At 56.2% G+C, this 13,512-nt stretch carries 9 protein-coding genes and 1 pseudogene; 7 read left to right on the plus strand and 3 right to left on the minus strand.

Features of this window, described 5'->3' with window-relative positions; all coding sequences use genetic code 11:
* Positions 1–246 precede the first annotated feature (246 nt).
* From NYE69_RS13440 to NYE69_RS13450, 3 genes are all read right to left on the minus strand, one after another.
* Positions 247–546 (minus strand): YtpI family protein, encoded by a 300-nt coding sequence (locus NYE69_RS13440; RefSeq protein WP_326045399.1) that lies wholly within the window; start codon positions 544–546, stop codon positions 247–249.
* A gap of 1,235 nt (positions 547–1,781) precedes the next feature.
* Positions 1,782–2,279, minus strand: coding sequence for a hypothetical protein (locus NYE69_RS13445; protein ID WP_326045401.1), 498 nt, complete (start codon positions 2,277–2,279; stop codon positions 1,782–1,784).
* Positions 2,276–2,605 (minus strand): YtrH family sporulation protein, encoded by a 330-nt coding sequence (locus NYE69_RS13450; RefSeq protein WP_036624406.1) that lies wholly within the window; start codon positions 2,603–2,605, stop codon positions 2,276–2,278. The genes NYE69_RS13445 and NYE69_RS13450 overlap by 4 nt, the downstream gene beginning before the upstream one ends.
* Positions 2,606–2,718: 113 nt before the next feature.
* Between NYE69_RS13450 and NYE69_RS13455 the strand changes: the two genes are divergently transcribed.
* The 7 genes and pseudogenes from NYE69_RS13455 (at position 2,719) to pyk (ending at position 13,473) form a co-directional block, all read left to right on the plus strand.
* Complete coding sequence (locus NYE69_RS13455) at positions 2,719–6,507, plus strand: DNA polymerase III subunit alpha (protein ID WP_340926572.1); 3,789 nt, start codon at positions 2,719–2,721, stop codon at positions 6,505–6,507.
* Positions 6,504–6,671: a hypothetical protein gene (locus tag NYE69_RS13460; protein ID WP_340926573.1), complete on the plus strand. Its 168-nt coding sequence runs from the start codon at positions 6,504–6,506 to the stop codon at positions 6,669–6,671. Before NYE69_RS13455 ends, NYE69_RS13460 begins: the two co-directional genes overlap by 4 nt.
* Positions 6,672–8,637: 1,966 nt before the next feature.
* Positions 8,638–9,126: a phosphatidylglycerophosphatase A family protein gene (locus NYE69_RS13465; RefSeq protein ID WP_340926574.1), complete on the plus strand. Its 489-nt coding sequence runs from the start codon at positions 8,638–8,640 to the stop codon at positions 9,124–9,126.
* 341 nt (positions 9,127–9,467) lie between these two features.
* Positions 9,468–9,656 carry a hypothetical protein gene (locus NYE69_RS13470; protein ID WP_036624401.1) on the plus strand — a complete coding sequence of 63 codons (189 nt, stop codon included), beginning with the start codon at positions 9,468–9,470 and terminating at the stop codon, positions 9,654–9,656.
* Between the two features lie 94 nt (positions 9,657–9,750).
* Positions 9,751–10,644 carry an acetyl-CoA carboxylase, carboxyltransferase subunit beta gene (accD, locus tag NYE69_RS13475; RefSeq protein WP_328271645.1) on the plus strand — a complete coding sequence of 298 codons (894 nt, stop codon included), beginning with the start codon at positions 9,751–9,753 and terminating at the stop codon, positions 10,642–10,644.
* Positions 10,645–11,592 (plus strand): annotated as a pseudogene (locus NYE69_RS13480) (acetyl-CoA carboxylase carboxyltransferase subunit alpha); the annotation flags it as partial.
* Positions 11,593–12,051: 459 nt separating this feature from the next.
* Entirely contained in the window at positions 12,052–13,473 is a 1,422-nt protein-coding gene (pyk, locus tag NYE69_RS13485; protein WP_036624399.1) for a pyruvate kinase, read from the plus strand.
* The last annotated feature ends 39 nt before the right edge of the window (positions 13,474–13,512 follow it).

Consider the following 13,512-nt stretch of genomic DNA (forward strand, 5'->3'; position numbering starts at 1 on the left):
GAAACCGGCCGGTTGGAAGAACCGCTCATAGGCAGCACGGGCGGACCATGCGGATAAGGCCGAAAGATCGGAATTCAGCGGAGTCAGCCGAACCGGATGAGCAAGCCAGCTGACTCGGGCGAGCCGGGATTTGGGGGAATTTCCCGGAAGGAATTTTATTGGAAGGAATTGCCTGTATATAAATTCCCGCAGGTAACTACTTTCCGGAGGTAATTTCCCGGCATAGATTTCTCATAACGAGCTTAACTACTCCGCTTTTTGGCGGGAAAAGATGCCGTGATTGCGGATGCCGGCAAAAATGTTAAACGCGCCCAGCACCATAAACAACGCGCCGATCACGACGCGGAGCGAAGAGCCGCTGAACATGAACATTTGAATCAGCGCCAAAATAATGAGCGTGACCCCCATGCTGATGTTGGTTTTGGCGGCGGACAGCCCGCGAACCTTAGGGTCGAGCGAACGGCGCGACTTAAAGCTGAAAAAGACGGAACAAACGCAGGCGATAATGAGCACGGCGTACAGGACGTATTGAATCGTTTGGATCATGGGAAGATGTACAGCTCCTTTTTTACAATTGGCTTGATGGCTTTGAAAAATGCGGGTGATGATCATCGCGGGGATGATCATCGGCTTGGCTTGGGAATAGGCGCTCTTAACCCGGCCAGCCGGCTACTGTAACAACAAACCGCTGATTGCTGGAACAACGAACTACTGATTACTGTAACAACGAACCGCTGATTGCTGGAACGGCCGACTGTGGCCATCAAAATAGCGGCACTTTATGTCCTTATTATCCGGAGCCAGGCATGTTCATCCCCATTAGTGCATTTTTTGTCCTTATTTCCCGATGAATGGTCAAAGTGACGGCATTTCCTGGCGATCGGGGGAAAATAACGGCATAAATTGCCTCTATTTCTCTCAAATGGACGGATATCGCTGGAATAACGGCTTTTTTTGCCCCTATTTTTCACTAGCGTTGGATAACTTTTGCTAAAGATTTCCCAAAAAGCTCCCCGGGAATCTAACGGTTGTAGCAGTTGCTATTTTGCGAAAAAAGGCCTTTTCTGAATTCTAACGGTTGTAAGCGTTGTTATTTGCCTGAATCTAAGCCAAAATAGCCGGATTTCAGTGAAATAAGCACCATGGCAACCGTTACAATTTGAAATCAACGTTTTTGGAACAAATAGCGCTTGTGGCAACCGTTAAAATATGGGTATGGTAAAAAATGTATCTTGTCAGATTTAATGCAACGCTAGTGCTTATTTTTCCGCCGCAGTTTCCCCGGTCTCGATCAGCCTGGCAGCCAGCCTGGTTTTTGCGGGTGTGCTCGTGATCAAACTCCGTTTTTTTAACAACACGTTCGATAAAAGTTAAAAAAACGGAGTTTCAGCACCGAGAAGGTTGGATGAAGCCAGGGTTTGAGGAGCGGAGCGTACGTTTAGGGTACGTGAGCACCTGAAATGTTTCCGTAGGAAACATGCTTCGGAAGCATATGCTCCACCCGGCTGAATTCAAGATTCGATGCCGAATCCGCTCCAAGCACACAGCTGTGTGATCAAACTCCGTTTTTTTAATAACACGTTCGATAAAAGTTAAAAAAACGGAGTTTCAGCACCGAGAAGGTTGGATGAAGCTAGGGTCTGAGGAGCGGAGCGTACGTTTAGGGTACGTGAGCACCGGAAGACCCGGCTGAATTCAAGATTCGATGCCGAATCCGCTCCAAGGACACAACTGCGTGATCAAACTCCGTTTTTTTAACAACCTTATTGTAGCATGAAAAGTTAGAGCCGGATATACGGCCGCATATCCACCCACACCTGCAGCACCCCTTCGCTCACGAGCATCGTTTTAATCTGGATGCTGTACTCCTTGTCGCGCACGATATAGATTTTCCGGTTCAGCAGCGTCCGGGCCATTTTGGCGTCGGAGTCGATGTCGAAAATGTTCCTGCCGCGAAGCACCTCAAGCTCGTCATGGAGCTGTTTGGTGACTTCCTTGACCGCCAGCGAATCGAGCGGAGGATCCCGTTCCTCCACGCGCACCTTGATCTCTTTGATCACGGTCGAGCGGTTATTGTATTTTTTCAGCGTCCGGAGGTCCTCCTCGGCTTGATGCAGCTGGATTTGCAGATCCTTGTTTTGAATCCACAGCACGTTGTAGCTTGTCTGATAGATTACGTTGTATACGATGCTTCCCGCCACCATCCCCAGAATAAACACGGCGGCAAGCTGCAAAAACCGACGGAATCCCTTGATTTCCGGCCGCTTTGCTTCATTCATCCCCGGCTTCCCCCGCACATCCATCTCACCAGCTCGGAACCCATGTGGGCGCCAAAGAATGCAAACAGCAAATACAAAATCTGTTTGATGGCCGGGGACAGGTTTCCGTCAAAAAAATTGCTTTCGATGACCCGCATCGGATCGATTGTGCCCCCGATCGCGGCGGCAAGCGCCCAAATTTTAATGCGGTCGGCGATGTCCAGCATCGTTTGGGTCGGCGGCTGCAGGGAAACGACGGCTCCGATCCCGCCAACCATAGCTCCGCCCACGACGATTCCGAATGCGATAAAAAAGTCCATAACCGCTTTGCTCAAAAACGAACTCACGATACAAGCTCCCCTTTCCGAGGTCTGTCCTATCCTCTACCATTCTATGGGCGCGCTTGGGCTATGTATGATAAAATATTTATAGAGTTTGAAAGCGAAAAGGAGGGGATCGCATGGACAGCTTCGTTCATCTGCACGTACATAGCGAATACAGCTTGCTCGACGGCGCGGCCAGACTGGAAGAGCTCGTCGCCAAAGCGGCGGCTTCCGGCATGAAGGCGCTCGCGCTGACGGATCACGGTGTCATGTACGGCGCGGTTCCTTTTTATAAATTGTGCAAAGCTCACGGGATCAAGCCGATCATCGGCTGTGAAGTTTATTTTACGGCAGGCTCGCGCAAGGAGCGGGGGAGCCGTCAGGATCAGCCGATCCACCATCTGATTTTGCTGGCTAAAAATGAAACCGGGTACCGGAATTTGATGAAACTCGTCTCGATCGGCCATCTGGAAGGCTTCCACTACAAGCCGCGGATCGATTGGGAGGCGCTGGAGCGGCATCGGGAAGGGCTGATCTGCTTGAGCGCCTGTCTGGGCGGAGAGGTGCCGCATCATTTGCTGCGCGGATCTTACGAGGAAGCGAAAAAAGCGGCGCTGCGCTATAAGTCGGCGTTTGGCGGAGATTTTTATCTGGAGCTGCAGGATCACGGTCTGCCGGAGCAAAAAAAGGTAAATCTCCAGCTTATTCAGCTGGCGCAGGAGACGGGGATCGAACTGGCGGCCACCAACGATGTGCATTACTTGAACAGGGAGGACGCCGAGGTTCAGGATGTGCTGATTTGCATTGGCACCGGCAAAACGGTCGACGACGAAAACCGGCTCAAAATGAACACGGACCAGCTTTACCTGAAAACCGGGGATGAGATGGCCGCGTTGTTCCCGCATGTGCCCGAGGCGCTGGCCAACACGGTAAAAATAGCCGGTCGCTGCGAGCTTGAGCTGGAATTCGGCCGCCATATTTTGCCGGCTTACCGCCCGATTCCGGAAGGGCTGACCGCGGAGAGCTATTTGGCTGAGCTGTGCGAAAAAGGGCTGGAGGAGCGCTACGGCCATCTGGACGTGTGGCGGGACAAAGCGGACCGCGAAAGGCTCGAGCAGCGGCTGCGGTATGAGCTGGAAGTGATCGGCAAGATGGGATTTTCCGATTATTTTCTTATCGTTTGGGATTTCATTGCCTTCGCTCACCAAAGCGGGATCGTTACCGGCCCGGGCCGGGGATCGTCGGCAGGCAGCCTGGTTGCTTACGTGCTGCGCATCACCGATGTCGACCCGATCAAGTATAACCTGCTGTTTGAACGGTTTTTGAATCCCGAGCGGGTGACGATGCCGGATATCGATATCGATTTCAGCGACGAGCGCCGCGACGAGGTGATCGCCTATGTGGCCGGCAAGTACGGGGCGGAGCACGTGGCCCAGATCATTACGTTCGGGACGATGGCGGCCCGCGCCGCCGTTCGCGATGTGGGCCGGGCGCTGAACGTGCCGTTTGGCGAAGTCGACAAGGCGGCGAAGCTGATTCCGGCGCATCTGGGCATCACGATTGAACGAGCCCTTAAGGAAAGCCCGGATTTAAAAGCGATGTACGAATCGGCGCCGCGGATCAAAGGGCTGCTGGACATGGCGATGAAGGTGGAAGGCATGCCGCGGCACGCCTCCACGCACGCCGCCGGGGTCGTCATCTCGCGCGATCCGCTGACGGACGCGGTGCCGCTGCAATCGGGGAGCGAGGATGCCGCTTTAACCCAATATTCGATGGAAAACCTGGAAGCGATCGGCCTGCTCAAAATGGACTTTTTGGGCTTGCGCACGTTGTCCATCATCGAGCGCTGCCTGCGCTGGATCGAAGAGCAGACGGGGAGCGTTCCCGATTTCCGGCATGTTCCCGACAACGATCCGGCCACCTACGAGATGCTCGGACACGGGGAGACGACCGGGGTGTTCCAGTTGGAGTCGGCGGGAATGCGGCGGGTTCTGCGCGAAATGAGGCCGTCGGTGTTTGAGGACATCATCTCCCTGCTGGCGCTGTATCGCCCGGGGCCGATGGAGTTCATTCCCAAATACATTGCCGGCAAGCACGGGCAGATCAGCGTTGAGTATCCGCATCCGGATCTTGAGCCGATCTTGAAGGACACGTACGGCATCATCGTCTACCAGGAACAAATCATGCAAATCGCCTCGAAAATGGCGGGATTTTCCCTGGGTGAAGCCGATTTGCTGCGGCGCGCCGTGTCCAAGAAAAAGCGGGAGGTGCTGGACGAGCAGCGCGGCCATTTCGTCAGCGGCAGTCTGGCCCAAGGTTATACCGCCGAAGAAGCGAACGCCGTATACGACATGATCGTCCGCTTTGCCGATTACGGCTTCGCGCGGGCGCACGCGGCCGCCTATGGCGTGCTGGCGTTCCAGACGGCGTATCTGAAGGCGCATTACCCCGTCCAGTTCATGGCCGCGATGCTGACCGCCGTCATGGGCAGCCACCGTAAGGTGGCGGAGTACATCGTCGAATGCCGGCGGATGGGCATCACCGTGCTGCCGCCGGACGTGAACGAAAGCGGCGTGCTGTTTACGCCGCAGGCTCGGGTTGGCGCCGGGGCTGCGGACGAGGGCTTCGCAGGAGGAACGGCGGGAGGCCCGGAAGCCGGGGGAGACGTTCCCGCAGCGGAAACCGCCTTGGCGGCGCGGGGGCAGGCCGGCGCTTCCGGCGGAGAAGATGCCGCGGCGCCCGTTAGCCCCGCCGCGGCCTTGGGGGTGATCCGCTTCGGGCTGGCGGCGATCAAAAACGTTGGCACCCAGGCGATCGAAAGCATTATGCGCGAGCGGAAGGAGCGGCCGTTCGACAGCCTGCTCGATTTTTGCCGCCGCGTCGATCTGCGCACGTGCAACAAGCGCGTTATCGAATCGCTGATCCAGGGCGGCGCGTTTGACTCCCTCCCGGGGCACCGCGCCCAACTGCTGGCGATGCTGGACGAGACGGTGGAAGCCGCGCTTAAATGGCGCAAGGAGCGTGAGGATTTGCAAATCCAGCTATTCGATTTTGTGGAAACGCCGAACTGGGACATCGAGTACCCGGATGTTCGGCCGTTTACCGCCGCGCAGCAGCTGGAATTGGAGCGGGAGCTGCTTGGCTTGTACCTGTCCGGCCATCCGCTGGACGATTACGATGAGCTGCTTGAGCAGGAAGGCGCCGATCGGCTGATGGATTTGGCCGAAGCGGCGGATGAAAGCCGGACGGTGGTGGCCGGGATGGTCGTGTCGGTCAAAGCGATCACGACGAAGCAGGGCAAGGCGATGGCCTTCATGGAGCTGGAGGACCAGATCGAGCGCTGCGAGGTCGTGCTGTTTCCCGAAGTGTGGCGGCGCTGCTCGGCGCACGTCAGCAAGGGGGCCTTGCTTGCGCTGCGCGCCACCGTCCAGCTGCAGGACGAAGGCTTCAAGCTGCTGGCCGACGAGGTGGCGCCGCTCGGCGCGCCGGCGCTGGCGCAGCTGCGCCGCGGGCTCGCCCGCGGGCGCGGGGCGTATGGCGGCGCCGGGAGAAGCGCCGCAGCGGGCAGCGGCGGCGGAGCGGACGCGGGCGCGGGCTCGCGCGCGGCGGCAACGGCAGCGCCGGCCGGAGCGGCGGCGCCGAGCAGCCGCCCGCGCGGGCAGCGGCGGCGCAGGGCGCGCCTGCGGCCGCGGCCCGGCCCCGGCGCGAGCCCGCCGCCCCGGCGCCGGCAGGGGCGCCGCAAGGCGCCGCCGGGCAGGCGCCCGGCCATGCGTCCGCTGCCGGGCGTCCCGGCGCCCGCGATGCCGCGGCCAACGCCGCACCGCCCGCCGCGGGCGGCCGCCGCGGACAGAAGCTGCCGGCGCAGCAGCGCGTCTTCATCAAAATCACGGCCGCGGCGGAGAACGCGCGCCTGCTGGAACAGTTGAAGACGCTGCTGGAGCAGCATCCCGGACCGGTAGGGACGGTGCTGTTCTACGAGAGCACCGGCAAGCTGTTGGCCTTGTCCGAACGTTACAACATCAAACCGTCCCCCGCGCTTTTCCGTGAAATGGAACAGATGCTCGGGCCGGATACCGTCAAGGTGAGATAACCGGACTTGGCGTTCTTGCCATTGGCCGAATTCGCATTCATGTCCGTTGCCCGGACTATTGCTTGGCTCCTGGCAAAAATTGATGGGGAAGCGCTAAGAAAGGTGTGCGCTTCGCGAAAGGCTAGCAAATCGATCCGGAAGTAACATAGCTTGTCTCTAAGTGAGTACCGTAAATAGTGTTTGCCATCCGTTCCTGGCGATAGTATGGCAAGTGCTTAGCGAGCATGGTGCAAAAATCAGACTGGTGGATCACCAAAAAATAGCGGAACTTTAAGGCCTTATTTTCATGAAATGTGCATGTTCAACACCGTTAGCGGAATTTTATGGCCTTAATTCCCAACGAATGGTGCACAAAATGGCTATTTTCATGCGATACGAAAAAATAACGCCATAAATGTCCGCTATTTCACTCAAAGTGAGGAGATTGCAGAAATAGCGCCATTTTTTTCCTTATGTTTTCTCCCGAGCAAGCTAACTTGAAAAGGATGTAAAAGCAGCCCTCCTTGCGAAATGGAAGCGACAAGCTACCATTGAAGGAGGGTTTCATTATTGGTAAGCCCAGATGTACAATGGAGGCGGTACAGATCCAAAAAGGCGTTAGACTCAGTCGCATTGGGATTATTGGATACAAGTAACACGGGCGGTCAGCAGGGTCTTCTAATTTTGCAGGCAACCCCAGCCTGGCCCAAAAAATACAAAGCAGCCCACTCGTCCCCATTTACCTCACATTGGAAAAATCCAATAGATGGACGAAGTTCGAACGGAATTTTGAACTCTCCTTGGAAATATCCAATAGAATTCGCGGCGAACCGTCCCATTTCACTGTGCCGCTTCTAATCTATTGGAAATTACCAATTACGCTGAAGACCGGCCATTCGATTTCCAATTCTATTGGATAATTCCAATCTGAACGATGTGTTAGGCTGCGGAAGTCTATCGTCCGGCTATACTGGCTATTCTAGCTCTATAAGAACCCCCCATACCAGCGGATTTTCAGGCTTGGCTCCGTTTTAACGAACATTTTTTACGCTTCAAGCATACACTTAGAAACACAATACGCCACGAACAAGGACCCCCCGGGGCCCGAGTGAGATGATATTTCGGAAAAACGCGCTGCATCCGGCACCTACTCCGACACTTACGCCGGCACCTACTCCTGCACCTGCTCTGGCGCACGCTCCTGCACCCGCTCCGGCGCGGTGCTGCGCCGCTTGGCGGCGGCCAGTCGACCGAGGCGCCCGTATGGTTTGCGGTAAACGCACAATCGGCCGCACAGTGACGCACCACAGTTGGCCATGCCATAGAAGCCGGCATTCGTTGCTGTGCTTTCCCGCCGGGACAAGGCGGCGGTGCGGGTATGGCCCTGACCCGGAGCAGGCCTCGGAGCACACCTCGGAGCAGGCCCCGGAGTAGGCCTCGGAGCAGGCCCCGGAGCACACCTCGGAGCACACCCCGGAGCAGGCCTCGAAGCACGCCTCAGAGCAGGCCCCGGAGCACACCTCGAAGCAGGCCCCGGAGCAGGCCTCGGAGCACACCTCGGGGCAGGCCTCGGAGCACACCTCGGAGAGCAGGCCCCGGAGCACACCTCGGAGCAGGCCTCGGAGCACACCTCGGAGCAGGCCCCGGAGCACACCTCGGAGCAGGCCCTGGAGCACACCTCGGAGCAGGCCCCGGAGCAGGCCTCGGAGTACGCCTCGGAGCAGGCCCCGGAGCACCCCTCGGAGCAGGCCTCGGAGCACACCTCGGAGCAGGCCCCGGAGCACACCTCGGAGCAGGCCCTGGAGCACACCCCGGAGCAGGCCTCGGAGTAGGCCCCGGAACACACCCCGGAGCAGGCCCCGGAGCACCCCTCGGGGCACGCCCCCGGAGCACCCCTCGGGGCAGACCTCGGAGCAGGCCTCGGAGCATGCCTCGGAGCACGCCCCGGAGCCGGACCGCATTTTTCCGGAATGAAGGAGGAAATCGGATGACCTATGAAATTGCGGAAGCCCAGTTGCTGCGCAGAGGCGTTAGGCTGGAGGAAATTGCGCAAATCGTGTATTCCTTGCAAATTGCCTATCATGACGATTTGACGCTGGAGCAGTGCTTGGACAGCGTAAAGGCGGTGCTGCAAAAAAGAGAGGTGCAGTACACTTTGTTTACGGGGATCGCTTTGGATGAGCTGGCGGAGCAAAAGCTCCTTCCCGAGCCGCTGCAATCGATCATGGAAGCGGATGAGCCGCTGTACGGCGTTGATGAAACTTTGGCATTAGGCATTACAAGCGTTTTCGGCATGATCGGGCTGACAAGCTTTGGTTATTTGGACAAGGTTAAGCCCGAAATCATCGGCAAGCTGAACAACAAAGGCTCCGATATCCACGTATTCATGGATGATCTGGTGGCCGGACTAGCCGCGGCCGCTTCGGCCAGAATCGCCCATAACCACAAAAATGCCGCCACTTATTCCCAAAAATAACAGCGCTCCCGCCTCCGAATTAAAGGAGTTGCGCTGAAGAAGAGGAAATGCTATTGAAAATAAGGGAGCTGCCATTAAAGATAAAATTTCAAAGCAGAGGCAGTGCTTTTTTAGCCGGACAGCTTGTGACAAGCTTCGCGGCAAAGCGGAGCCCGCGGGTCCCCTCTCCGGCGGGAACGGGCGTTTTGCGGCGCGGGATGACAGCCTGAAAATCCGACGGATTTCGCGCGCTCCGCTTCCAATTTGCGACCTGTCCCTTTGTTGCGGGGGATTTGAAAATTATGTTATCATAACTCTATTATACGGGCTCAAAGATGAAAGTAGGGGGCTTTGAAAAGGACATGTGGACTGTAATGTATATTGCGCCAACCGCCAAGGTTGCGGATATGATCAAAACGAAACTCACCGAAGAAGGCTTCCTCGTCCAAACACGTCCTGTCAATTTATCCAAGCAGCAGTTCGAAATCCTGGTTCCTTCCGGGGAGCTGGAGGAAGTGCAAGAGGTTTTGAATTCGATTTTGCATCCTTAGGCGGAATTGTCCCCAAAAGGGCGCAAGGCTACGGTGCGATAGATCCATGACTGTATTACTGGCCATGAATATAAACGGCTGAAGAGGTGTAGTTGTGTTTAAAGACTTGTTTCAGAAAAAAAGAAAATACGCGACCATTCCTTCAGAACGTCGAGGGAGCGAAGAGGGATCGCAGTCGATGGACCGGCCTAAACGGGAGATTCCCGAAGGCCTGATGAATAAATGTGCCCGTTGCGGCAGTATTCAGTACAGCAAGGAACTGGAGAAGAACTTTAAAGTTTGCCCGTCCTGCGGCTATCATATGCGGCTTAACGCGCTGGAGCGCATCCGCTACACGCTGGACGAAGGAAGTTTTACGGAATTCGACGCCGACCTGATCTCCGTCGATCCGCTCGAATTTCCGGGATATGCCGGCAAACTGGAGCAGCAAGCGCTGAAGTCGGGTTTGCGGGAAGCCGTCGTGACCGGACAAGGCACCATCGGCGGATTTCCGGCCGTTGTGGCGGTTATGAGCTTTGATTTTTTCACCGGCAGCATGGGTTCCGTGGTCGGGGAAAAAATTACGCGCGCCATCGAGGCGGCAACGGAGAAACGGCTGCCGATGATTATTTTCTCGACGTCGGGCGGGGCGCGCATGCAGGAAAGCATTCTGAGTTTGATGCAAATGGCGAAAACGAGCGCCGCTTTGGCCCGATTGAGCGAGCAGGGCGGCCTCTACATATCGGTCATTACGGATCCGACGACCGGAGGCGTATCGGCCAGCTTTGCCATGCTTGGAGACATCATTCTGGCCGAGCCGGGTGCGGTGTTTGGCTTTGCCGGCAGAATCGTGATCGAGCAGACGATCCGGCAAAAGCTGCCGGACGATTTTCAGACGGCCGAATTCAACCTGCAGCACGGGCAGCTCGATTTGGTGGTTCACCGCAAGGAAATGAAAGCTACGCTGTCCAAATTGCTGGATTTGCACGGTGTGAAGGGAGGAGCATAAATGGCGGGCGAATTGCCTTTCGAAACGCCGCTTGTGAAGCTGCGCGAGAAAATTCAGGAATTGGAGCAGTTCGGTAAAGAAAAAGGCATCGATTTTGCCGAGGAGATCGCTCGTTTGGAAGAACGGTACCGGCAATTGGAAGAAGAGATCTACAGCCAGATTACGCCGTCGCAAAAAATGCATCTGGCCCGGCATCACCAGCGTCCGACTTCCCTGGATATGATCGACCTGATCTTTGAAGACTTCATTGAGCTGCACGGGGACCGGGTGTTTGGGGACGATTTGGCTGTCGTCGGCGGATTGGCCAAGCTGAACGGGATTCCCGTGACGGTGCTTGGCCAGCAGCGCGGGAAAGATACGAAGGACAACATCGCCCGCTTCTTCGGAAGCGCGCATCCGGAGGGCTTCCGCAAAGCGCTCCGGCTGATGCAGCAGGCGGACAAGTTCCGGCGGCCGATCGTTACGTTTATCGATACGAAAGGGGCCTATCCGGGCATTACGGCGGAGGAACGGGGACAATCCGAGGCGATCGCCCGCAACCTGCGGGAAATGGCGATGCTTCGGGTGCCCGTTATTTGCGTGGTCCTTGGCGAAGGCGGCAGCGGCGGAGCGCTGGCGCTGGGCGTCGGCAACCGCGTGCTGATGCTGGAGAACGCCATTTACTCCGTCATTTCGCCGAACGGGGCGGCTTCGATCCTGTGGAAGGACGCTTCCAAGGCGGACCAGGCGGCGGAAGCGATGAAGATTACCGCCCAGGACCTGCTGGAAATGGAAGTGGTCGAAGAGATCATTCCGGAGCCGCGGGGAGGGGCCCATCGCGATTACGAAGCTACCGCAAGCGCCATTAAAGAAGCGATCGTCCGCCATTTGGAGGAATTGTCGATCATGCATGCGGACGAGCTGCTTGAGGACCGGTACCGGAAATTCCGGAAAATCGGCAAGTTTACGGTGGCCGGAAATGTGAAAGCGCGTGTATACGCAGGATCTCCGGCGGTATCTCCGGCGGGTTCCGCCGTGCCGGCGGAGGGCTCTAGCCAGGAAAAGACGTCTCCGGATGATTCGGGCGCTGCCGGGCGTGCCGACGAAGAGGCCCGCGAAGGGGAAGCCGACGCCGGGAAAGCGGCTGCCGAAGTGGAAGCGCCAGGGAAAGAAACCAGCGACGAGAGCGGCACTGAAAAAAACGCATCCTCGGAATTGGTCCACAAGCAGGAGTAAAACGATCGGTAGCCGAAAAATCGGGGCTTTGGCCTCGGATTTTTCGGCTATTATAGATTGTTTTCGTAGTGTAAAACAATAGAATGTTCGTGACAATATGATAAACTTCCTATACAAATCGACAAAATTGTAGTAAATTTAGTTGTTGGAAAAGACTATATAGAGAGAACTATTAAAACGGAGGAAACCCAAATGCGCAAAACAAAAATCGTATGTACCATCGGTCCTTCCAGTGAATCGTTAGAGAACATCAAAAAGTTGATCATGGCCGGAATGAACGTCGCTCGCCTGAACTTCTCCCATGGAGATTTTGATGAGCATGGAGGCCGGATCAAGACGATCCGCCAAGCGAGCGCGGAGCTGGGGAAATCAATCGCCATACTGTTGGACACCAAAGGTCCGGAAATCCGCACCGGCAAATTGAAGGAAGAACCGATCGAACTCGTGCAAGACGAATTCATCACCCTTACTACGGAAGAAATTCTTGGGGACAAAAATCGCATCTCGATTACGTACAAAGAGCTTCCGGGTGACGTGGAAGTAGGTTCGACCATTTTGATCGACGACGGTTTGATCGGGCTGACGGTAGTTGACATCCAAGGTACGGAAATCAAATGCCGGATCGTCAACGGCGGCACCATCAAGAGCAAGAAAGGCGTTAATGTTCCCGGCGTTAACATTTCCCTGCCAGGCATCACCGAGAAAGACGCTAACGATATCAAGTTTGGGATCGAGCAAGGCATCGATTTTATTGCCGCTTCCTTCGTTCGTAAAGCGAGCGACGTGCTTGAAATCCGTCAATTGCTTGAGAAACATAACGCAACCCACATTCAAATCATCTCCAAAATCGAAAACCAGCAAGGCGTCGACAACCTGGACGAAATCCTGGAAGTGTCCGACGGTTTGATGGTAGCCCGCGGCGACCTTGGCGTGGAAATCCCTGCCGAAGACGTGCCGTTGGTGCAAAAAAAGATGATCGAGAAATGCAACCGCGTCGGCAAACCGGTTATTACCGCCACGCAAATGCTCGACTCGATGCAGCGTAATCCGAGACCGACCCGCGCCGAAGCGAGCGACGTGGCGAACGCGATTTTCGACGGTACGGACGCAATCATGTTGTCCGGGGAAACGGCTGCCGGGAAATATCCGGTGGAATCGGTGCTGACGATGGCCCGCATTGCGGAAAAAGCCGAATCCGGCCTCGAATACCGTGAAATTTTCATCAAACAAAGTAACGCCCAACAAACGACCGTTACGGAAGCGATCAGCCAGGCGGTGGCCAACTCCGCGCTGGAACTGAACGCCAAAGCGATTATCACTTCCACGGAAACGGGTTATACGGCGCGGATGGTGTCCAAATATCGTCCGAAAGCGCCGATCATCGCGGTGACGACCGAAGACCAGACGCTGCGCCGCTTGGCTTTGAACTGGGGCGTTACGCCGGTGAAGGGCCAGGTTGCTTCGTCCACGGACGAAATGTTCGACAAGGCGATGAAGGGCGGCCTGGATTCCGGAGTCGTGAAGGAAGGAGATCTTGTTGTCATTACCGCAGGGGTTCCGCTTGGACGCTCCGGTTCTACCAACTTGATCAAAATCGGCCAAATCCGCAAGTAGTCCCATTTAGTATATAGCAGCGATCGTGCGAACGATTTA

It is taken from the genome of Paenibacillus sp. FSL R5-0527 (assembly GCF_038008055.1).
GTDB classification, from domain to species: Bacteria; Bacillota; Bacilli; order Paenibacillales; family Paenibacillaceae; genus Fontibacillus; species Fontibacillus macerans.

What these genes read in the sequence shown, in the direction of transcription:
- pyk (WP_036624399.1), top strand. Translation starts at nt 12,052, where the DNA reads ATGCGCAAAACAAAAATCGTATGTACCATCGGTCCTTCCAGTGAATCG.
- NYE69_RS13470 (WP_036624401.1), top strand. Translation starts at nt 9,468, where the DNA reads ATGTGGACTGTAATGTATATTGCGCCAACCGCCAAGGTTGCGGATATG.
- NYE69_RS13445 (WP_326045401.1), bottom strand. Translation starts at nt 2,279, where the DNA reads ATGAATGAAGCAAAGCGGCCGGAAATCAAGGGATTCCGTCGGTTTTTG.
- NYE69_RS13465 (WP_340926574.1), top strand. Translation starts at nt 8,638, where the DNA reads ATGACCTATGAAATTGCGGAAGCCCAGTTGCTGCGCAGAGGCGTTAGG.
- NYE69_RS13440 (WP_326045399.1), bottom strand. Translation starts at nt 546, where the DNA reads ATGATCCAAACGATTCAATACGTCCTGTACGCCGTGCTCATTATCGCC.
- NYE69_RS13455 (WP_340926572.1), top strand. Translation starts at nt 2,719, where the DNA reads ATGGACAGCTTCGTTCATCTGCACGTACATAGCGAATACAGCTTGCTC.